Origin of the sequence: Escherichia sp. KCJ4928, assembly GCF_004352695.1 — a bacterium.
In the GTDB taxonomy this organism is placed as follows: domain Bacteria; phylum Pseudomonadota; class Gammaproteobacteria; order Enterobacterales; family Enterobacteriaceae; genus ECMA0423.
Window position 1 is genome coordinate 14,445 of the sequence record NZ_SJWV01000028.1, and the last position, 19,865, is coordinate 34,309.

Below are 19,865 nucleotides of genomic sequence, written 5' to 3' on the forward strand. Positions count from 1 at the left end.
TTGCTATTTCGAGCAACGGCGGGTTAATGCGACACCAGCCCCGATCAGCCCCCCGACAATGCCCCACATAATCATCAGGAAGGCACGACGTGGGCTATCGCGTTTTACCGGTTCTTCCGGCGTACGCAAATAGCGATAGGTCTGAAAACGCGGATCCAGGGTTGGACCAACATTCAGGGTGTTTAACATGGCCCGATTCTGATCATAGTCGAGATCAAAGGCCGGACCGACGGCCTGTAAATTTTCCAGTCGAGCCTGGAGCATTGGACGCCCAAGCAGGAACATTTCTGAATCAGGTAATTCCTCGGCAGGCACATCTGTCGCACTGCGCGAAATATTATGCTGCTCAGCAATTTTCAGCGCCTGCTCAATGCTGTTCATCCGGCGGTCGTAGATGGCTTTCGCCACCTCTTCCTGACGCTTCACCTGAGCTTTCATCTGGATGGTGCGTGCCGCCCATGCGCCTTTCAGCTCATCATTCAGATGGCTGGCTGCACGCTGGCTGGCAAAAGCAACATACTGACGTAACAGGTTATTAGCGTCAGGCGCGGTTTCGGCAATAAGCTTCACGCTGTCATTGACCGCGCGGGTAAAGTCTCCGGGGATAAACTGGATGTTGTTAATCATTTCATCCAGCAACGCCGCATCGGCTTTGCTGTTGCCCACCATCCGCTGTTTGTAATAGTCGGTTTGCAGCCAGAACTCTCTGCGGGTATCCCACGAGGCCAGTTGCATAACAAACTCTTTATAGGCTTCGTCCATGACCGATGGTTGATCGGCAGAAGCCATGTTTGAACGGACATCCAGGTTACGCAAAAATTGCTGCTGCGAGTAATATCCCCCCAGCATATTCACCGTTGGACGATCGGTAATCGCCGTCGAGCTCCACTCCTGACGAGCAAAAAAAGTATACGCCAGCGCGATTAACGCAAACGCCAGCCCCATGCCAATAATCCATAGCTTCCCAGCCCACAAGGTACGAAACAACCCACGAATATCCAGTTCATTTTCAGCGTCTTCGGCCGGTTTCCCAGGCATTGGTTGTGTCATCACATCCTCATTTATTTGGTTAAATTGGGGCTGCCACCACGATTTCTACGCAGTCTGCGTTTTACGCGCTTAATAAAGCGAGCAACTTTCCAGGCACGCTTAATGCAATATCCATAGAGGAAGAATGCTAGCAAAAAGAGCACCAGCATGACCCACTCCGGGACAAAATGAGAATATTCTGCCAGCACGCCAATGGAAGCGAGCAGTGCTGCGGCAAGGGTAATCAGCACAAACGCCTGACGGGAAGTAAACCCGGCACGCATGATCAAATGGTGAATATGCTGACGGTCAGGAGAGAATGGGCTCATGCCTTTACGCAGGCGACGGTACATAATCGCCACCATATCCATTAGCGGAATGGCGATTATCCACAAAGCGGTAACCGGGCTGATGGGATGGGTTTTGCCCTGGGTCGTTTCGAGCAGGATCCAGATAACGGTAAAACCAATCAGCGTACTGCCCGCATCACCCATAAAGACTTTGTAGCGGCGACCCAGGATACCAAGGTTAAGCATGATGTATGGCAGGATGGCGGCGATCATCGCAAAGCACCAGATTGCGAGGCTGGTTTGCCCGTCGAACCACAAAATCATACCGATTGCTGCAAACGAGACGCAGGACAACCCGCCCAGCAAGCCATCAATGCCATCAACCATGTTGAACGCATTAATGGCCGCCCAGACGGCAAATAGCGTCAGGAAGTAACCAAACGGTCCGAGCACCATCTCCCAGGAGCCAAAGATATAACCCAGGCTACTGAGATAAAGTTTGCCGAACACCATCATAACAATGCCAACAGCGGCCTGTATGGTGGCACGGATTTTTACGCTGATATCAAAACGGTCATCCAGCGCGCCAATGAAAACAAGCACACCGGCACAAGCGAGATAGAGAGATGCATGCGGAATATAGTAATCGACAATTCCGAACGTGAAGCAAATCCCTGCGTAAACCGAAATCCCCCCAACGAGAGGTATCAATCCCTGGTGACGTTTGCGGAAGTTTGGTTTATCCACTAAACCGACTTTTTTTGCCACTTTACGGGCAAAAAACAGAAACAGTGTCGTGAATAAAAAAATACTGATGAGATCAGTACTCACTGTCAGTAAATTCACAATGCATGCTCTCAGAGAAAATTATTAGCAGAAGTATAACCACGAAGACCTTTATTCAGAAGGGAAAGTCCGTTCCGAACCCACCAGTCCTGTGCAAAAATTAACCATTTGATATGCAAATTGCATAACATGCCAGCAAATTCCAGGAATTTTCCTAACATCGCCAGCGCGGCATTAAGATTACAGATATAAAAGCAAAACGCCACGTAAACACGTGGCGTTTTTGGCATAAGACAAATTTATGAGCGTTTCATCATTTCGAAGAAATCGTCATTGGTCTTAGTCATGGCCAGTTTATTAATGAGGAATTCCATTGCATCGATTTCGCCCATCGGGTGAATGATTTTGCGCAGGATCCACATTTTCTGCAGTTCTTCCTGAGTCGTGAGCAGCTCTTCTTTACGGGTACCGGAACGGTTGTAGTCGATAGCCGGGAAGACGCGTTTTTCAGCGATCTTACGAGAGAGGTGCAGTTCCATGTTGCCTGTACCTTTAAACTCTTCGTAAATAACTTCGTCCATTTTAGAACCGGTATCGATAAGCGCCGTCGCGATAATGGTCAGGCTGCCGCCCTCTTCCACGTTACGCGCCGCACCGAAGAAGCGTTTCGGACGATGAAGGGCATTGGCGTCCACACCACCGGTCAACACTTTACCTGACGCCGGAACAACAGTGTTGTAAGCGCGCGCCAGACGAGTGATGGAGTCGAGCAGAATGATAACGTCTTTCTTGTGCTCAACCAGGCGTTTGGCCTTCTCGATCACCATTTCCGCAACCTGAACGTGGCGAGATGCGGGTTCGTCAAAGGTAGAAGCAACAACTTCACCTTTTACCAGACGCTGCATCTCGGTTACTTCTTCCGGACGTTCGTCGATCAGCAGAACCATCAGCACACAATCCGGGTGGTTGTAAGCAATGCTCTGAGCAATGTTCTGCAGCAGCATAGTTTTACCGGCTTTCGGCGGTGCCACAATCAGACCACGCTGACCACGACCGATAGGTGATGCCAGATCCAGTACGCGAGCAGTTAAATCTTCAGTAGAACCGTTACCACGTTCCATACGCAGACGAGAGTTTGCGTGCAGCGGGGTTAAGTTCTCAAAGAGGATTTTGTTGCGGGCGTTTTCAGGTTTGTCGAAGTTAACTTCGTTAACTTTCAGCAGCGCAAAATAGCGTTCACCTTCTTTCGGCGGGCGAATCTTACCAGAGATGGTATCACCAGTGCGGAGGTTGAAACGGCGGATTTGGCTAGGGGAAACGTAGATGTCATCAGGACCGGCGAGGTAGGAGCTGTCTGCGGAACGGAGGAAACCAAATCCATCCTGCAATATCTCCAGTACGCCATCACCAAAGATATCTTCGCCACTCTTTGCGTGCTGCTTCAGGATGGCAAAAATAATGTCCTGCTTACGCATACGAGCCAGGTTTTCCAGCCCCATATTTTCGCCGAGAGTGATCAGCTCAGAAACCGGCGTATTCTTTAATTCGGTAAGATTCATAGTGGTGTGAGTTCTTAAACTTGGGGTAAATCTCGAACTTAATGTTGTGAATGGTATGGCAGGATCATCCATGCCTGTTTACGGTCATCGACTCATGTCTTTTCGCTGCCTGGTCACAGGAGAGTACGCAGAACTGAAACGACAAGACGGATTGAGTGACGAGCCAGAAATCTGTTCACTTCGCATTTAAGATAAAACGGGAAGCGTTGGAAATTACAAGATTCAAACTTAATAAGGTATGTTTAATACGAAGTCAACACTAAGTTAGCATGACTCACGCCGGGCGTCCAGTTTTTAGCGACGGGGCACCCGAACATGAAATTCCCTTACGCCAGGTTAGCGTCGAGGAACTCTTTCAACTGACCTTTAGACAGTGCGCCCACTTTGGTTGCCGCCACTTCACCGTTTTTGAACAGCAGCAGAGTCGGGATACCGCGGATGCCATATTTCGGCGCAGTACCAGGGTTTTGATCGATGTTCAGTTTTGCAACGGTCAGTTTGCCCTGATATTCGTCAGCGATTTCATCCAGAATCGGGGCGATCATTTTGCACGGACCGCACCACTCTGCCCAGAAATCGACGAGGATCGCCCCGTCCGCTTTGAGTACATCCGTGTCAAAACTGTCGTCAGTCAGGTGAATAATTTTATCGCTCATATATAACTCCACAGGAATAAGCCTGGCGTGTTGGTTTCGTTGTTGGTGTAACATTAACCAACTAAAGGTTGACTTTATTTCACCGGATACGCTTTCGTAAAGCAATAGTAAGCTGATATTCTACCACACTATGAGCAAAACACATTTAACAGAACAGAAGTTTTCCGACTTCGCCCTGCATCCGAAGGTTGTAGAAGCCCTTGAAAAAAAAGGGTTTCATAACTGTACGCCCATTCAGGCACTGGCCCTTCCGCTGACGCTGGCAGGTCGTGACGTAGCCGGGCAGGCGCAAACCGGTACCGGGAAAACGATGGCGTTTCTTACGTCAACGTTTCATTATCTTCTCTCTCATCCTGCGATTGCCGATCGCAAGGTGAATCAACCGCGTGCCTTAATTATGGCACCGACGCGTGAACTTGCCGTGCAGATCCACGCCGACGCGGAACCGCTGGCGGAAGCTACCGGCCTGAAGCTGGGCCTGGCTTACGGTGGTGATGGCTACGACAAACAGCTGAAAGTGCTGGAAAGCGGCGTTGACATTCTGATTGGCACCACGGGTCGTTTAATTGACTACGCCAAGCAGAACCACATTAACCTCGGTGCCATTCAGGTAGTGGTACTGGACGAAGCCGATCGCATGTACGATCTGGGCTTTATTAAAGATATCCGCTGGCTGTTCCGCCGTATGCCGCCTGCAAACCAGCGCCTCAACATGCTGTTCTCCGCCACGCTTTCGTACCGGGTACGTGAACTGGCGTTCGAGCAGATGAACAATGCCGAATATATTGAAGTGGAACCGGAACAGAAAACGGGCCACCGTATTAAAGAAGAGCTTTTCTACCCTTCTAACGAAGAAAAAATGCGTTTGCTGCAAACGCTGATCGAAGAAGAGTGGCCAGACAGAGCGATTATTTTCGCCAACACCAAACACCGTTGTGAAGAGATCTGGGGCCACCTGGCAGCAGATGGTCATCGTGTCGGTTTGTTGACAGGCGATGTCGCGCAGAAAAAACGTCTGCGTATTCTTGATGAATTTACCCGTGGCGATCTGGATATTCTGGTTGCCACCGACGTTGCCGCGCGTGGTTTGCATATTCCGGCAGTGACGCACGTCTTTAACTACGATTTACCCGATGACTGTGAAGATTACGTTCACCGTATTGGTCGTACAGGTCGCGCAGGCGCAAGCGGTCACTCTATCAGCCTGGCGTGTGAAGAGTATGCATTGAATTTGCCTGCTATTGAAACCTATATTGGTCACTCAATTCCGGTAAGCAAATACAATCCGGACGCATTGATGACCGATCTGCCAAAACCGCTGCGCCTCACGCGCCCGCGCACAGGCAATGGTCCGCGTCGTACTGGCGCTCCGCGTAATCGTCGTCGTTCAGGTTAAATAAAAATGTCATACTCAAAATCATTCAAACTGTATCAAGATGGCAAGAGAATGAATCCCGATGAGCTTACTGTAGTAAGTAATTCAGGTGAAAGAATGCAGCCAACACAGAGACAGATTGAAGGATGAAGAGTATGGGTTCCACCTCGTCGCTGTATGCAGCCATTGATCTCGGTTCGAATAGTTTTCATATGCTGGTTGTGCGCGAGGTGGCTGGAAGCATCCAGACGCTGACGCGAATTAAACGCAAAGTGCGTCTGGCTGCTGGCCTGAATAGCGAAAATGCCCTGTCTAATGAAGCAATGGAGCGCGGTTGGCAATGTCTGCGCCTGTTTGCTGAACGTCTGCAAGATATCCCTCCCTCGCAAATTCGCGTTGTCGCTACGGCGACATTACGTCTTGCCGTCAATGCGGGTGATTTTATTGCCAAAGCGCAGGAAATCCTCGGTTGTCCGGTACAGGTGATCAGCGGTGAAGAGGAAGCACGTCTGATTTATCAGGGCGTTGCTCACACAACTGGCGGTGCCGATCAGCGCCTGGTGGTGGATATAGGCGGTGCCAGTACTGAACTGGTAACCGGCACGGGTGCACAAACCACATCGTTGTTCAGCCTGTCGATGGGCTGCGTCACCTGGCTGGAACGCTATTTTGCCGATCGTAATCTGGGGCAGGAAAATTTTGATGCTGCAGAAAAAGCGGCACGCGAAGTGTTACGTCCGGTTGCCGATGAATTACGGTATCACGGCTGGAAAGTGTGCGTTGGTGCTTCCGGCACCGTGCAGGCGTTACAGGAAATCATGATGGCACAGGGGATGGATGAACGCATTACCCTGGAAAAGTTGCAGCAATTGAAACAGCGAGCCATTCATTGCGGTCGGCTGGAGGAACTGGAGATTGACGGGCTGACGCTGGAACGTGCGTTAGTGTTCCCGAGTGGTCTGGCGATCCTGATCGCCATTTTTACCGAACTGAATATTCAGTGTATGACCCTGGCGGGCGGTGCGCTGCGTGAAGGCCTGGTCTACGGCATGTTGCATCTGGCCGTCGAGCAGGATATTCGCAGCCGTACGCTGCGTAATATTCAGCGCCGCTTTATGATCGATATTGATCAGGCGCAGCGCGTAGCCAAAGTTGCGGCTAACTTCTTCGATCAGGTGGAAAAGGAATGGCATCTTGAAGCAATAAGCCGCGATTTGCTCATCAGCGCCTGTCAGCTTCATGAAATCGGCCTGAGCGTTGACTTTAAACAAGCGCCGCAACACGCTGCTTATCTGGTGCGTAATCTGGATCTTCCCGGTTTTACCCCCGCACAGAAAAAATTGCTGGCGACGCTACTGCTCAACCAGACTAATCCGGTCGATCTCTCATCGCTGCATCAGCAAAATGCCGTACCTCCGCGCGTCGCAGAACAACTCTGCCGTTTACTCCGCCTGGCCATCATTTTTGCCAGCCGTCGCCGTGACGATCTCGTGCCAGAGATGACATTACAGGCTAACCATGAACTGTTGACCTTGACGCTTCCGCAAGGTTGGCTAACCCAACATCCGCTGGGTAAAGAGATTATTGCTCAGGAAAGCCAGTGGCAGAGCTATGTCCACTGGCCGCTGGAAGTGCATTAATGAGTAAGTGCCGGATGCGATGCTGACGCATCTTTTCCGGCCTTGATTATTTCCCTCGTTTTGCCGCCATCATCGCTTTCAGATTCGCCAGATGGCTTTGCCCTTTCTGCATCCGTTCTTCGGCGCTGACCACTTTGCGCTCCTGTTCCCAAATCAGATCATCCTGCGGCAGCTCCAGCAAAAAGCGGCTCGGCTCCGGGCGCACCAGCTCGCCGTACTGACGGCGTTCTTTACACAGCGTAAAGGTCAATTCCTTCTGGGCGCGGGTAATGCCGACATAGGCCAGCCGCCGCTCCTCATCGATATTATCTTCATCGATGCTGCTCTGGTGCGGCAAAAACCCTTCTTCCATACCGACCATGTAGACATAAGGAAACTCCAGCCCTTTTGACGCGTGCAGAGTCATCAGTTGCACCTGATCCAGCTCTTCTTCACTCTCACCACGCTCCATCATGTCGCGCAAAGTAAAGCGCGTCACCACCTGGGTGAGCGTCATCGGCTCATCCAGTTCACTGCCTTCCAGCATCTCCGTCATCCAGCTAAACAGTTGGTTGACGTTCTTCATGCGCATTTCGGCGGCTTTCGGGCTGGGCGATGTTTCGTACAGCCAGGATTCATAATCCATGCCATGGATCAGATCACGCACCGCAGCAATCGGCTCCCGCTCCGCCAGGCGCTGGATTTCTGCCAACCAGTGAGTGAAGCGGGTCAATGCTTCATAACCACGTCCGCTAAGCGTCTGACTCAGGCCCATATCAAAGCTGGCGGTAAACATGCTTTTATTGCGCGTCATCGCCCACTCACCCAGCTTTTTCAGCGTCGCCGGGCCAATCTCTCGCTTCGGCGTGTTAACGATACGCAGAAATGCGCTGTCATCGTCCGGGTTAGTCAGCACGCGCAGATAAGCCAGCAAGTCCTTGATTTCAGGACGAGAGAAAAACGACGTACCACCAGAAATTTTGTACGGGATGCGGTTTTGCATCAGGAATTTTTCAAACACCCGCGACTGATGGTTACCGCGATAAAGAATGGCGTAATCTTTGTACTGCGTTTTATTGACGAAGTGATGGGCGATCAGCTCGCCAGTAACGCGCTCGGCTTCATGTTCCTCGTTATTCGCGCTTAAAACTTTTAGCTCTGTGCCGTAACCCAGTTCGGAGAACAGACGCTTTTCAAAGACGTGCGGATTATTGGCGATCAGGATGTTCGCCGCTTTCAAAATACGTCCGGAAGAGCGGTAGTTCTGCTCAAGCTTAATCACCTTCAGCGCCGGAAAATCCTGACTCAGCAGCACCAGGTTTTGTGGACGTGCGCCGCGCCAGGAGTAGATCGACTGGTCGTCATCGCCCACCACGGTAAAGCGCGCGCGGCTGCCCACCAGCAGTTTCACCAGTTCATACTGGCTGGTGTTGGTGTCCTGATACTCATCCACCAGCAGATAGCGAATTTTGTTCTGCCAGCGCTCGCGGACTTCTTCATTGCGTTGCAGCAGCAACGTCGGCAATAAAATCAGATCATCGAAGTCGAGAACATTGCACGCTTTCAGGTGTGCATCATACAGCCCATAACAATGGGCAAAAATACGGTCCCGCTCGCCAATCGCACTGGCTGCCGCCTGGGACGGTGTTTTGAGATCGTTCTTCCAGTTAGAGATGGTCGAAATCAACTGTTGCAGGAGAACTTTGTCATCTTCAATCAGCCCTTCGGTCAACTCTTTGAGCAACGCCAGCTGATCGGTATCGTCAAACAGCGAAAAGTTCGCCTTCATCCCCAGCGCCGCATACTCACGCTTGATGATATCCAGCCCCAGCGTGTGGAAGGTGGAGATCATCAGCCCACGCGCCTCTTTGCGACCCAGCGTCTGCCCGACACGCTCTTTCATCTCGCGCGCCGCCTTATTGGTAAAGGTCACCGCCGCGATATGTCGCGCCTGATAACCGCAACCGCGGATCAGATGAGCGATTTTATTGGTGATAACACGAGTTTTACCGGAACCCGCGCCCGCCAGCACCAGGCAGGGGCCGGTAACGAATTCGACAGCTTGTTGTTGGCCGGGGTTTAGACGCATAGGTGTATTGCTCAATCTTCGAACGGGGGGAGGATTGTAGCAGAATCGCATTTGAATGTGACCGCGTGTAAGCCGCTAACCGGTTGGCTGCGGATGTTTAAATCAGAGAGAGAAGACCGAAACCGGAGTTCATCGTGAATCCATTAGACTTAGAAAATATCGGGTCGTAACGTTGTGTTATTACTTTTTCAGAGTTTACTAAGGAGAGGTGTACTCGTGGCGATTAATTTCAGTCCTAAGGTTGGTGAAATACTGGAATGCAACTTTGGTAACTATCCTGTTAGCCAGAATGGACAGTTCAGCACCACGTATTACGATGGCCGCATTCCTCCTGAAATGATAAAAAACAGGTTAGTTGTCGTGCTCAACGGAAAAATTAATGGCAACGCATGTATCGTCATTCCATTATCAACCACTCGCGATCATGACAAGTTAAATCGTGGAATGCATGTTGAAATAGCCAGTAATGTTATCAATGGCCTGCAATTCTTTGATCAGCAGATTCGTTGGGCCAAAGCCGACCTGGTACAACAAGTCAGTCGAAACCGATTAAATAGAGCAAGGACTTACAGAGGGTATCTTAATCAATGTTTGCCACATGAGTTGGTTGCAGACATACAGAGGGCGGTCATCAAGTCAATCAATGCCATATCGCTCATAAATTGACAATAAAATCACCATCCCCGATAATGACTTTGTAGCCCATAGAGGCCCTAAGTTTTCTCCCCTTGAGGGACCTGCGAAGCCCGGATTTTCCGGGCTTTTGCCATATATGTACCAGCCCCTCCCTGACTGACAATTACGTTAGCATCTGCGGATCATGCTAAAATCGCCGCCTGACAATTATTCACTCAAGGCACGATCATGGCAAAAACAGCAGCAGCACTGCATATCCTTGTAAAAGAAGAGAAACTGGCTCTGGATCTTCTCGAGCAGATTAAGAACGGTGCCGATTTCGGCAAGCTGGCGAAGAAACACTCCATTTGCCCATCAGGCAAACGCGGCGGTGATTTAGGTGAATTCCGCCAGGGTCAGATGGTTCCGGCGTTCGATAAAGTTGTGTTCTCTTGTCCGGTACTGGAGCCGACCGGCCCGCTGCACACCCAGTTCGGTTACCACATCATTAAGGTGCTGTACCGCAACTAATAGCAAGGCCTTCTCCAGGAGAAGGCCTTGAGTGTTTTCTCCCTCTCCCTGTGGGAGAGGGTCGGGGTGAGGGCATCAGCGCGCACTTAACCCGCAACAGCAATACGTTTCATATCTGTCATATAGCCGCGCAGTTTCTTACCTACCTGCTCAATCGCATGGCTGCGAATCGCTTCGTTCACATCACGCAGTTGCGCGTTATCTACCGCGCCTTCCGGAATAGCTTTACCCAAGTCGCCCGGTTGCAGCTCTGCCATAAACGGTTTCAGCAACGGCACACAAGCGTAAGAGAACAGATAGTTACCGTACTCAGCGGTATCAGAGATAACCACGTTCATTTCGTACAGACGCTTACGGGCGATGGTGTTGGCAATCAGCGGCAGCTCGTGCAGTGATTCATAATATGCAGACTCTTCAATGATGCCGGAATCGACCATGGTTTCGAACGCCAGTTCAACGCCCGCTTTCACCATCGCGATCATCAGTACGCCTTTATCGAAGTACTCCTGCTCGCCGATTTTGCCTTCATACTGCGGCGCGGTTTCGAAGGCGGTTTTGCCGGTCTCTTCACGCCAGGTCAGCAGTTTCTTATCATCGTTGGCCCAGTCCGCCATCATACCGGAGGAGAATTCGCCGGAGATGATGTCGTCCATATGTTTCTGGAACAGGGGTGCCATGATCTCTTTCAGCTGTTCAGACAGCGCGTAAGCACGCAGTTTCGCCGGGTTAGAGAGACGGTCCATCATCAGGGTGATGCCGCCCTGCTTCAGCGCTTCGGTGATGGTTTCCCAACCGAACTGAATTAGTTTTTCTGCGTATGCCGGATCGGTGCCCTCTTCCACCAGCTTGTCGAAGCACAGCAGCGAGCCAGCCTGCAACATACCGCACAGGATGGTTTGCTCACCCATCAGGTCAGATTTCACTTCCGCAACGAAGGACGATTCCAGCACGCCCGCACGGTGACCACCGGTTGCTGCCGCCCATGCTTTAGCGATCGCCATACCTTCGCCTTTCGGATCGTTTTCCGGGTGAACGGCAATCAGCGTCGGTACGCCGAATCCACGTTTGTACTCTTCACGCACTTCGGTGCCAGGGCATTTCGGCGCAACCATGACTACGGTGATATCTTTACGGATCTGCTCGCCCACTTCGACGATGTTGAAACCGTGCGAGTAACCCAGCGCCGCGCCGTCTTTCATCAGTGGCTGTACGGTGCGCACTACATCAGAGTGCTGCTTGTCCGGCGTCAGGTTAACCACCAGATCCGCCTGCGGGATCAGTTCTTCGTAAGTACCAACTTTAAAACCGTTTTCGGTCGCTTTACGCCAGGACGCGCGCTTCTCGGCAATCGCTTCTTTACGCAGAGCGTAGGAGATATCGAGACCAGAATCACGCATGTTCAGGCCCTGGTTCAGCCCCTGTGCGCCACAGCCGACGATAACCACTTTTTTACCCTGAAGGTAGCTCGCGCCGTCGGCGAATTCGTCGCGCCCCATAAAGCGACATTTGCCCAGCTGTGCCAGCTGCTGGCGCAGGTTCAGTGTATTGAAGTAGTTAGCCATGGTGATTCCTCGTGATGTTGTGCTTCTTATTGTTCGGTTCGCGTTTGCGAGATTGAATTCACTATATGACAGGAAATTTATTGCGGAAATTGATATATTCACAACGTCACATTGCAATTTCTGCAACGTCAACATTGAGGGCTGCGCCATTGGATTTACGCGATCTGAAAACCTTCCTGCATCTGGCGGAAAGCCGCCATTTTGGCCGCAGCGCGCGGGCGATGCACGTTAGCCCATCCACGCTCTCACGGCAGATTCAGCGCCTGGAAGAAGATCTTGGTCAGCCGCTATTTGTGCGCGATAACCGCACGGTAACGCTGACGGAAGCGGGCGAAGAGCTGCGCGTTTTCGCCCAGCAAACGCTGTTGCAGTATCAGCAATTGCGCCACACCATCGATCAGCAAGGGCCGTCGCTCTCTGGCGAATTACATATCTTCTGCTCGGTGACCGCTGCCTACAGCCATCTGCCGCCGATTCTGGATCGCTTCCGCGCGGAACACCCGTCGGTGGAGATCAAACTCACCACTGGTGATGCGGCAGATGCAATGGAAAAAGTGGTCACGGGAGAAGCGGATCTGGCGATTGCCGGGAAACCGGAGACGCTACCCGGCGCTGTGGCGTTTTCGATGCTGGAGAATCTGGCAGTAGTGCTGATTGCGCCCGCGCTGCCCTGCCCGGTGCGTAACCAGGTTTCGGCAGAGAAGCCGGACTGGTCTACAGTGCCGTTTATCATGGCCGATCAGGGACCGGTGCGTCGCCGCATTGAACTGTGGTTTCGACGCAATAAAATCAGCAACCCGATGATTTACGCCACGGTTGGCGGGCATGAAGCGATGGTATCGATGGTGGCGCTCGGCTGTGGTGTGGCGCTGTTGCCGGAAGTAGTGCTGGAAAACAGCCCCGAACCGGTGCGTAACCGCGTGATGATTTTAGAGCGCAGCGATGAAAAAACGCCGTTTGAACTGGGCGTGTGTGCACAAAAAAAGCGGCTGCATGAGCCGCTGATTGAGGCGTTCTGGAGGATTTTGCCGAACCACAAATGACGTTGTCGCGCGGGTAGGCCTGATAAGCGAAGCGCTATCAGGCATTTTTCCCTAACCCGCCAAAAAGAACCTGAACGCCGGGTTATTGGTTTCGTCGTGGCAATCGTAGCCCAGCTCATTCAGCCGGGTTTCGAAATCCGGTTCATGGTCGCCAAGTTCGAACGCCGCCAGTACGCGCCCGTAGTCGGTGCCATGGCTGCGATAGTGGAACAAAGAAATGTTCCAGTGCGTACCCAGCGTGTTGAGGAAGCGCAGCAGCGCGCCCGGTGATTCCGGGAATTCGAAGCTGTAGAGGCGTTCCTGCAACGGATGTGACGGACGCCCGCCGACCATATAGCGCACATGTAACTTCGCCATTTCGTCGTCGGAGAGATCCACCACGCTGTAGCCGCCGTCGTTGAGCATCTGCAAAATTTCTTTGCGCTCTTCGAGGCCGCGGCTCAGGCGCACGCCGACAAAGATGCAGGCGTTTTTGGCATCGGCAAAACGGTAGTTGAACTCGGTGACCGATCGCCCGCCAAGCAGTTGGCAGAATTTGAGGAAGCTGCCTTTTTCTTCCGGAATGGTCACCGCCAACAACGCTTCACGCTGTTCGCCCAGTTCGCAGCGTTCCGAGACGTAGCGCAGGCCGTGGAAGTTCACGTTGGCACCGGAAAGAATATGCGCCAGCCGTTCGCCGCGAATGTTGTGCTGGGCGATATATTTTTTCATTCCCGCCAGCGCCAGCGCGCCAGAGGGTTCCGCCACCGCGCGCACATCTTCGAATAAATCCTTCATCGCCGCACAGATCGCATCACTATCGACGGTGATGATGTCGTCGAGATACTCCTGGCATAAACGGAAGGTTTCGTCACCGATGCGTTTTACCGCTACGCCTTCAGCAAATAGCCCTACGCGCGGCAGATCAACCGGATGACCCGCATCCAGCGCTGCTTTCAGGCAGGCGGAGTCTTCCGCTTCTACGGCGATCACTTTGATTTGTGGCATCAGTTGTTTGATCAGCACCGCAACGCCCGCCGCCAGACCGCCGCCGCCGACTGGCACAAATACGCGGTCGAGATGGGCGTCCTGCTGGAGCAGTTCCAGCGCCAGCGTGCCTTGCCCGGCAATCACCATCGGATGGTCGAACGGCGGCACCCAGGTGAACCCCTGCTGCTGTGACAGTTCGATCGCTTTAGCTTTCGCTTCGTCAAAGTTCGCGCCATGAAGCAGCACTTCGCCGCCGAATCCACGTACCGCATCGACTTTGATGTCGGCGGTGGCGGTTGGCATAACGATCAGGGCCTTCACGCCTAACCGCGCAGAAGAAAACGCGACGCCCTGCGCGTGGTTACCCGCAGAAGCAGTGATCACGCCGTGCGCTTTTTGTTCTTCCGTCAGGCCCGCCATCATGGCGTATGCGCCGCGCAGCTTAAAGCTGTGCACTGGCTGGTGATCTTCGCGCTTCACCAGAATGACGTTATCAAGACGCGACGACAGTTTTTCCATTTTTTGTAGCGGCGTAACCTGCGCCGCCTCGTAAACCGGCGCGCGCAGCACTGCTCTTAAATATTCGGCACCTTCCGGAGCACCGGACAGGGGTTGCGAGTCAGCCATTATTAACCCCCCAGTTTCGATTTATCGCGCACCGCACCTTTGTCGGCGCTGGTCGCCAGGCTGGCGTAGGCACGCAGGGCAAAGGAAACCTGACGTTCACGGTTTTTCGGCGTCCAGGCTTTGTCACCCCGAGCTTCCTGCGCTTCACGACGCGCCGCCAGTTCGGCATCGCTTACCTGTAACTGAATGCCACGGTTCGGGATGTCGATAGCGATCAGGTCACCATCTTCAATCAGGCCAATGCTGCCGCCGCTTGCCGCTTCCGGTGAGACGTGGCCGATGGAAAGACCAGAGGTGCCGCCAGAGAAACGACCGTCGGTGATCAGCGCACAGGCTTTACCGAGACCCATTGATTTCAGGAAGCTGGTTGGGTAGAGCATTTCCTGCATGCCAGGGCCGCCTTTCGGGCCTTCATAGCGGATCACCACCACATCGCCCGCGACAACTTTGCCACCGAGGATCGCTTCTACCGCGTCGTCCTGGCTTTCGTACACTTTCGCCGGGCCGGTGAATTTGAGGATGCTGTCATCGACGCCCGCGGTTTTAACGATGCAGCCGTTTTCTGCGAAATTACCGTAGAGCACCGCCAGGCCGCCGTCTTTGCTGTAGGCGTGTTCCAGCGAGCGGATACAGCCATTGGCGCGATCGTCATCGAGAGAATCCCAACGGCAATCCTGCGAGAATGCCTGTGTGGTACGAATACCCGCAGGGCCGGCGCGGAACATATTTTTTACCGCGTCATCCTGGGTCAGCATAACGTCGTATTGTTCCAGCGTTTGCGGCAACGTCAGGCCAAGTACGTTTTTCACATCACGGTTCAGTAACCCCGCGCGATCCAGTTCGCCGAGAATACCGATAACACCACCAGCACGGTGAACATCTTCCATATGGTATTTCTGGGTGCTCGGCGCAACTTTACACAGCTGTGGAACCTTGCGGGAAAGCTTATCGATATCACTCATGGTGAAGTCGATTTCCGCTTCCTGCGCCGCCGCCAGCAGGTGAAGTACTGTGTTAGTCGATCCACCCATCGCGATATCCAGCGTCATGGCGTTTTCAAACGCCGCCTTACTGGCGATATTACGCGGCAGTGCACTTTCGTCGTTTTGCTCGTAATAACGTTTGGTCAATTCAACAATGCGTTTACCAGCATTAAGGAACAGCTGCTTACGGTCGGCGTGGGTTGCCAGCAGCGAGCCGTTGCCCGGCTGCGACAGGCCCAGCGCTTCGGTCAGGCAGTTCATTGAGTTAGCGGTAAACATCCCGGAGCAGGAACCGCAGGTCGGACACGCGGAACGTTCAACCTGATCGCTCTGGGAGTCAGATACTTTCGGGTCTGCGCCCTGGATCATCGCATCAACCAGATCGAGCTTGATGATCTGATCGGAAAGTTTGGTTTTCCCGGCCTCCATCGGGCCGCCGGAAACAAAGATCACCGGAATATTCAGGCGCAGGGAAGCCATCAGCATCCCCGGGGTGATTTTGTCGCAGTTAGAGATGCAGACCATGGCGTCGGCGCAGTGGGCGTTGACCATATACTCAACGGAATCAGCGATCAGTTCGCGAGATGGCAGTGAATAAAGCATCCCCCCGTGGCCCATGGCAATCCCATCATCCACCGCAATGGTGTTGAACTCTTTGGCAACGCCGCCAGCCGCTTCAATTTGTTCGGCGACCAGTTTACCGAGATCGCGCAGATGGACGTGACCCGGTACAAATTGGGTGAACGAGTTCACAACCGCGATAATCGGCTTGCCAAAATCGGCGTCGGTCATTCCGGTGGCGCGCCACAGCGCACGAGCACCCGCCATATTACGACCATGAGTGGTGGTGGCGGAACGGTACTTAGGCATACTTTATTTACTCCCAGTGTCTGTCTCGTAAATGGGACGGTGCGTGCCGTCCCATTTTTTGTATTTATTGATTAACTTGATCTAACCAGCCCCATTTATCTTCGGTTTCGCCAGTGAAGAGGCCGAAGAAGGCTTGCTGAATGCGTTTGGTAACCGGGCCACAACGGCCTTCGCCAACCTGAATACCGTCTACGCTGCGCACTGGCGTGATTTCTGCCGCAGTACCGGACATAAACACTTCATCCGCCAGGTACAGGGATTCGCGCGACAGAACCTGCTCACGCACTTCAATTCCCAGCTCTTTCGCCAGTTTGATGATGGCATCACGGGTAATACCCGGCAGCGCGGAGGAGGTGAACGGTGGGGTGAACAGCACACCATCTTTCACTTCAAACAGGTTTTCGCCTGCGCCTTCAGAGATATAACCGTTCACATCCAGCGCGATACCTTCCTGATAACCGTGGCGGCGCGCTTCGCTACCCACCAGCAGGGAAGAGAGATAGTTACCACCGGCTTTTGCCGCGGTTGGGATGGTGTTTGGTGCTGCGCGGTTCCAGGAGGAAACCATCGCATCGATCCCCTGCTCCAGCGCTTCTGCGCCCAGATACGCTCCCCACGGGAAAGCGGCGATAATCACATCGGTTGAGTATCCCGCTGGCGGGTTTACACCCATGCCAACATCACCGACGAAGATCAGCGGACGGATATAGGCGCTGGTGAGATTGTTTTTGCGGATCACGTCACGACAAGCTTCCATCAGCTCATCAATGCTCTGCGAAACCGGGAAGCGATAGATTTTGGCGGAGTCATGCAGACGCTGCATATGCTCACGATGGCGGAATACAACCGGTCCTTTGTGCGAGTCGTAGCAACGGATGCCTTCAAAAACCGAGGTGCCATAGTGCAGCGCGTGCGACATCACATGCACCTTCGCGTCTTCCCAGCGAACCATCTCCCCATTGAACCAAATGTAATCAGCTTTCTTCGTGGTCATTTTTATATTCCTTTTGCGCTCAGGCGCGGATTTGTTGTGATGTGGTTGTGCTCTGGCAGATGGCAACGTGTGCGACGTCCACCAGTTTATTTAACTGACTAAACAGTAAGTCGACCGACCGTGGGCTGGCAACGGTCAATTCGATATTTATATTTTGTGCATCGCTGGCGGCGGCCATATTCATTGAGCAGACGTGGAAACCACGATGACGCACCACGCGTAAAACACGTTCTAAGGTTTCCGGATTGAAGCGAGCCGATACATTGACCTGATGTTGCATCATGATAATTTCTCCAACATTTCTGAATTACTGGCACCAGGCGGCACCAGCGGCCAGACGTTCTCAAGTTCGTCGATTGAGACATGAAGCAGGTATGGCCCATCACTGTTCAGCATGGTGTCGAGTGCCGCTTCAACCTGGTCTTTACGGGTGATGTGTTGGCCAGGGATGCCGAAGGCGCTGGCTAACATGAGGAAATCGGGGTTATCAGTAAGGGTGGTTTCGCTGTATCGTTCCTGAAAAAACAGTTGCTGCCATTGTCGAACCATCCCTAACCGTTGGTTATCGAGTAAGACGATTTTCAACGGTAACTGCTTGCGTTTTACGGTGCCCAGCTCTTGCACATTCATCATGAAAGAGCCGTCACCGGAGATACAGACAACGGTATCGTTCGGTCGCGCGACTTGTGCGCCAACCGCCGCCGGTAAACCAAAACCCATGGTACCTAAGCCGCTGGAGGTGATGAAATTTTCCGGGCGAGTGTGGGCGATGTGCTGCGCAGCCCACATCTGGTGCTGCCCCACATCTGTGGTCACGACGCAATCCGCAGGTTTACGATCCGACAGTTGTTTTAACAACAACGGCGCGTAGATAGCGTCACCGGGATGGTCGTAACGCCAGGCATGTTCATCACGCAGCTGCGCGCAGTGTAGCTGCCAGTCATTGATATTTAACGGCTGCTGTAATGCTGGTAACAGAGCATTTAAATCACCTTGTAATGCCACATGTGCCTGACGCAGCTTGTTCATTTCTGCCGGGTCGATATCCATATGGATAACACTGGCGTGTGGTGCGAAGGTGTTCAGTTTGCCGGTCACCCGGTCATCAAAACGTGCACCCACGGCGATCAGCAAGTCGCACTCCTGCACCGCGAAGTTCGCCGCTTTGGTGCCATGCATTCCCAGCATGCCCAGATAGTACGGATAATCTGCTTCAACTGCGCCCAGCCCTTTCAGCGTGCAGGTGGCAGGCATTTTTGTGGTAGCGAGAAATTCTCGTAAAGCAGGAACTGCCTGCGCCATACCCACGCCACCACCAACGTACAGCATCGGTTTTTGCGCTTTTGCCAGCATCTGGCGCACTTGCTCGACTTCGGCATGTGGGAAAGTCACTTCGTTTTCAACGGTGGTGAACCACGGTTCCAGGTCGCCGCTGGCTAACTGGATATCTTTTGGGATATCGACCAGAACCGGACCAGGACGACCTGAGCTGGCAACGTCGAATGCTTCAGCCATAATGCGCGGCAACTCTTCCAGCGACTGCACCAGAAAGCTGTGCTTGGTACAGGCTAACGACAATCCCAGGACATCCACTTCCTGAAATGCGTCAGTGCCGATAAACGGTGCGGACACTTGACCGGTGATGGCAACAACAGGGATAGAATCTAACAGTGCGTCCGCAAGCCCGGTTATCAGGTTGGTTGCGCCCGGACCAGACGTGGCGATACATACGCCAGTTTTGCCGGTAGCACGAGCATAACCGATAGCCGCCATTGCCGCACCCTGCTCATGTCGGCACAGCAAGTGCTCCACGCCGCCGTCATACAATGCATCGTAAACCGGCATAATTGCGCCACCCGGATAACCGAAAACGGTGTTCACACCCTGTGCCCGCAACGCATGTACCACCCACTGTGCGCCATTCATAGTTAGTTCCCCGTCCTGAATCTTGAGAAACAGAATTTTGTGCTGTTATTCATTGTCTGCTCCTCGGTTATGTTTTTAAGGTCAAAAAAAACCCCCGGACCTTTCGGTGCGGGGGTCTTAGTTCGTTAAGGCTTGATCTCTAAGCCTTTCCTCGTCCAAGTGCAGCCCCGCACGGTGGGATAATAATCACCACCACGCTAATCACGACCAAGCTAATCACTCGTAGAAGGGCTGTCATTTTGTCTTTTCTTGCATCTTGTTCGAAGGAATGCCTAAAGAGTTACCATAGATTTTGCGAATAGCACAAGATATTTTTTGGCCGTTTTTTATGATGGCTTTAAT

The 19,865-nt window shown here is 52.8% G+C and carries 19 protein-coding genes; 5 read left to right on the forward strand and 14 right to left on the reverse strand.

Going from position 1 to position 19,865, the window contains the following annotated elements; all coding sequences use genetic code 11:
- Nucleotides 1-3: 3 nt before the first annotated feature.
- From wzzE to trxA, 5 genes are all read right to left on the reverse strand, one after another.
- Entirely contained in the window at nucleotides 4-1,050 is a 1,047-nt protein-coding gene (gene wzzE, locus E0D98_RS06755) for an ECA polysaccharide chain length modulation protein (RefSeq protein WP_001295256.1), read from the reverse strand.
- 11 nt (nucleotides 1,051-1,061) lie between these two features.
- Nucleotides 1,062-2,165 (reverse strand): UDP-N-acetylglucosamine--undecaprenyl-phosphate N-acetylglucosaminephosphotransferase, encoded by a 1,104-nt coding sequence (gene wecA / locus E0D98_RS06760; protein ID WP_001050960.1) that lies wholly within the window; start codon nucleotides 2,163-2,165, stop codon nucleotides 1,062-1,064.
- A gap of 239 nt (nucleotides 2,166-2,404) precedes the next feature.
- Nucleotides 2,405-3,664, reverse strand: coding sequence for a transcription termination factor Rho (rho, locus tag E0D98_RS06765; RefSeq protein ID WP_001054527.1), 1,260 nt, complete (start codon nucleotides 3,662-3,664; stop codon nucleotides 2,405-2,407).
- Between the two features lie 84 nt (nucleotides 3,665-3,748).
- Nucleotides 3,749-3,850 carry a rho operon leader peptide RhoL gene (gene rhoL / locus E0D98_RS06770; RefSeq protein ID WP_001295255.1) on the reverse strand — a complete coding sequence of 34 codons (102 nt, stop codon included), beginning with the start codon at nucleotides 3,848-3,850 and terminating at the stop codon, nucleotides 3,749-3,751.
- A gap of 140 nt (nucleotides 3,851-3,990) precedes the next feature.
- A complete protein-coding gene (gene trxA, locus E0D98_RS06775; RefSeq protein ID WP_001280776.1) occupies nucleotides 3,991-4,320 on the reverse strand; it encodes a thioredoxin TrxA in 330 nt (109 codons plus the stop codon).
- A 130-nt stretch (nucleotides 4,321-4,450) separates the two neighbouring features.
- On the opposite strand from trxA, the gene rhlB reads away from it, so the two are divergent.
- Nucleotides 4,451-5,716, forward strand: a complete 1,266-nt coding sequence (rhlB, locus tag E0D98_RS06780) for an ATP-dependent RNA helicase RhlB (RefSeq protein WP_000047499.1) — start codon at nucleotides 4,451-4,453, stop codon at nucleotides 5,714-5,716.
- A 134-nt stretch (nucleotides 5,717-5,850) separates the two neighbouring features.
- Nucleotides 5,851-7,335, forward strand: a complete 1,485-nt coding sequence (gene gppA, locus E0D98_RS06785) for a guanosine-5'-triphosphate,3'-diphosphate diphosphatase (protein ID WP_001299253.1) — start codon at nucleotides 5,851-5,853, stop codon at nucleotides 7,333-7,335.
- 46 nt (nucleotides 7,336-7,381) lie between these two features.
- On the opposite strand, the gene rep is transcribed toward gppA, so the two are convergent.
- Nucleotides 7,382-9,403 (reverse strand): DNA helicase Rep, encoded by a 2,022-nt coding sequence (gene rep / locus E0D98_RS06790; RefSeq protein ID WP_001238890.1) that lies wholly within the window; start codon nucleotides 9,401-9,403, stop codon nucleotides 7,382-7,384.
- Between the two features lie 216 nt (nucleotides 9,404-9,619).
- Here rep and E0D98_RS06795 point away from each other — a divergent pair, with 216 nt between their 5' ends.
- The gene (locus tag E0D98_RS06795; protein WP_000996696.1) at nucleotides 9,620-10,069 is read left to right on the forward strand and encodes a type II toxin-antitoxin system PemK/MazF family toxin; all 450 of its coding nucleotides are present in this window, start codon (nucleotides 9,620-9,622) and stop codon (nucleotides 10,067-10,069) included.
- 198 nt (nucleotides 10,070-10,267) lie between these two features.
- Nucleotides 10,268-10,549: a peptidylprolyl isomerase PpiC gene (gene ppiC / locus E0D98_RS06800; protein ID WP_001140251.1), complete on the forward strand. Its 282-nt coding sequence runs from the start codon at nucleotides 10,268-10,270 to the stop codon at nucleotides 10,547-10,549.
- An 86-nt stretch (nucleotides 10,550-10,635) separates the two neighbouring features.
- On the opposite strand, the gene ilvC is transcribed toward ppiC, so the two are convergent.
- Nucleotides 10,636-12,111 (reverse strand): ketol-acid reductoisomerase, encoded by a 1,476-nt coding sequence (gene ilvC / locus E0D98_RS06805; RefSeq protein WP_000024951.1) that lies wholly within the window; start codon nucleotides 12,109-12,111, stop codon nucleotides 10,636-10,638.
- A 149-nt stretch (nucleotides 12,112-12,260) separates the two neighbouring features.
- Here ilvC and ilvY point away from each other — a divergent pair, with 149 nt between their 5' ends.
- A complete protein-coding gene (ilvY, locus tag E0D98_RS06810; protein ID WP_000365776.1) occupies nucleotides 12,261-13,154 on the forward strand; it encodes an HTH-type transcriptional activator IlvY in 894 nt (297 codons plus the stop codon).
- A gap of 51 nt (nucleotides 13,155-13,205) precedes the next feature.
- Here ilvY and ilvA read toward each other — a convergent pair whose 3' ends face one another.
- From ilvA to ilvL, 7 genes are all read right to left on the reverse strand, one after another.
- Nucleotides 13,206-14,750: a threonine ammonia-lyase, biosynthetic gene (ilvA, locus tag E0D98_RS06815; RefSeq protein ID WP_050877105.1), complete on the reverse strand. Its 1,545-nt coding sequence runs from the start codon at nucleotides 14,748-14,750 to the stop codon at nucleotides 13,206-13,208.
- Between the two features lie 2 nt (nucleotides 14,751-14,752).
- Nucleotides 14,753-16,603 (reverse strand): dihydroxy-acid dehydratase, encoded by a 1,851-nt coding sequence (ilvD, locus tag E0D98_RS06820; RefSeq protein ID WP_001127394.1) that lies wholly within the window; start codon nucleotides 16,601-16,603, stop codon nucleotides 14,753-14,755.
- A gap of 64 nt (nucleotides 16,604-16,667) precedes the next feature.
- Nucleotides 16,668-17,597: a branched-chain-amino-acid transaminase gene (gene ilvE, locus E0D98_RS06825; RefSeq protein ID WP_000208520.1), complete on the reverse strand. Its 930-nt coding sequence runs from the start codon at nucleotides 17,595-17,597 to the stop codon at nucleotides 16,668-16,670.
- Nucleotides 17,598-17,616: 19 nt separating this feature from the next.
- Nucleotides 17,617-17,880 (reverse strand): acetolactate synthase 2 small subunit, encoded by a 264-nt coding sequence (ilvM, locus tag E0D98_RS06830; RefSeq protein ID WP_000983255.1) that lies wholly within the window; start codon nucleotides 17,878-17,880, stop codon nucleotides 17,617-17,619.
- Nucleotides 17,877-19,523: an acetolactate synthase 2 catalytic subunit gene (ilvG, locus tag E0D98_RS06835; protein WP_001012633.1), complete on the reverse strand. Its 1,647-nt coding sequence runs from the start codon at nucleotides 19,521-19,523 to the stop codon at nucleotides 17,877-17,879. The genes ilvM and ilvG overlap by 4 nt, the downstream gene beginning before the upstream one ends.
- A 2-nt stretch (nucleotides 19,524-19,525) precedes the next feature.
- Nucleotides 19,526-19,576 carry a peptide IlvX gene (ilvX, locus tag E0D98_RS06840; protein WP_001387183.1) on the reverse strand — a complete coding sequence of 17 codons (51 nt, stop codon included), beginning with the start codon at nucleotides 19,574-19,576 and terminating at the stop codon, nucleotides 19,526-19,528.
- 86 nt (nucleotides 19,577-19,662) lie between these two features.
- Entirely contained in the window at nucleotides 19,663-19,761 is a 99-nt protein-coding gene (ilvL, locus tag E0D98_RS06845) for an ilv operon leader peptide (protein ID WP_001311244.1), read from the reverse strand.
- Nucleotides 19,762-19,865: the final 104 nt, after the last annotated feature.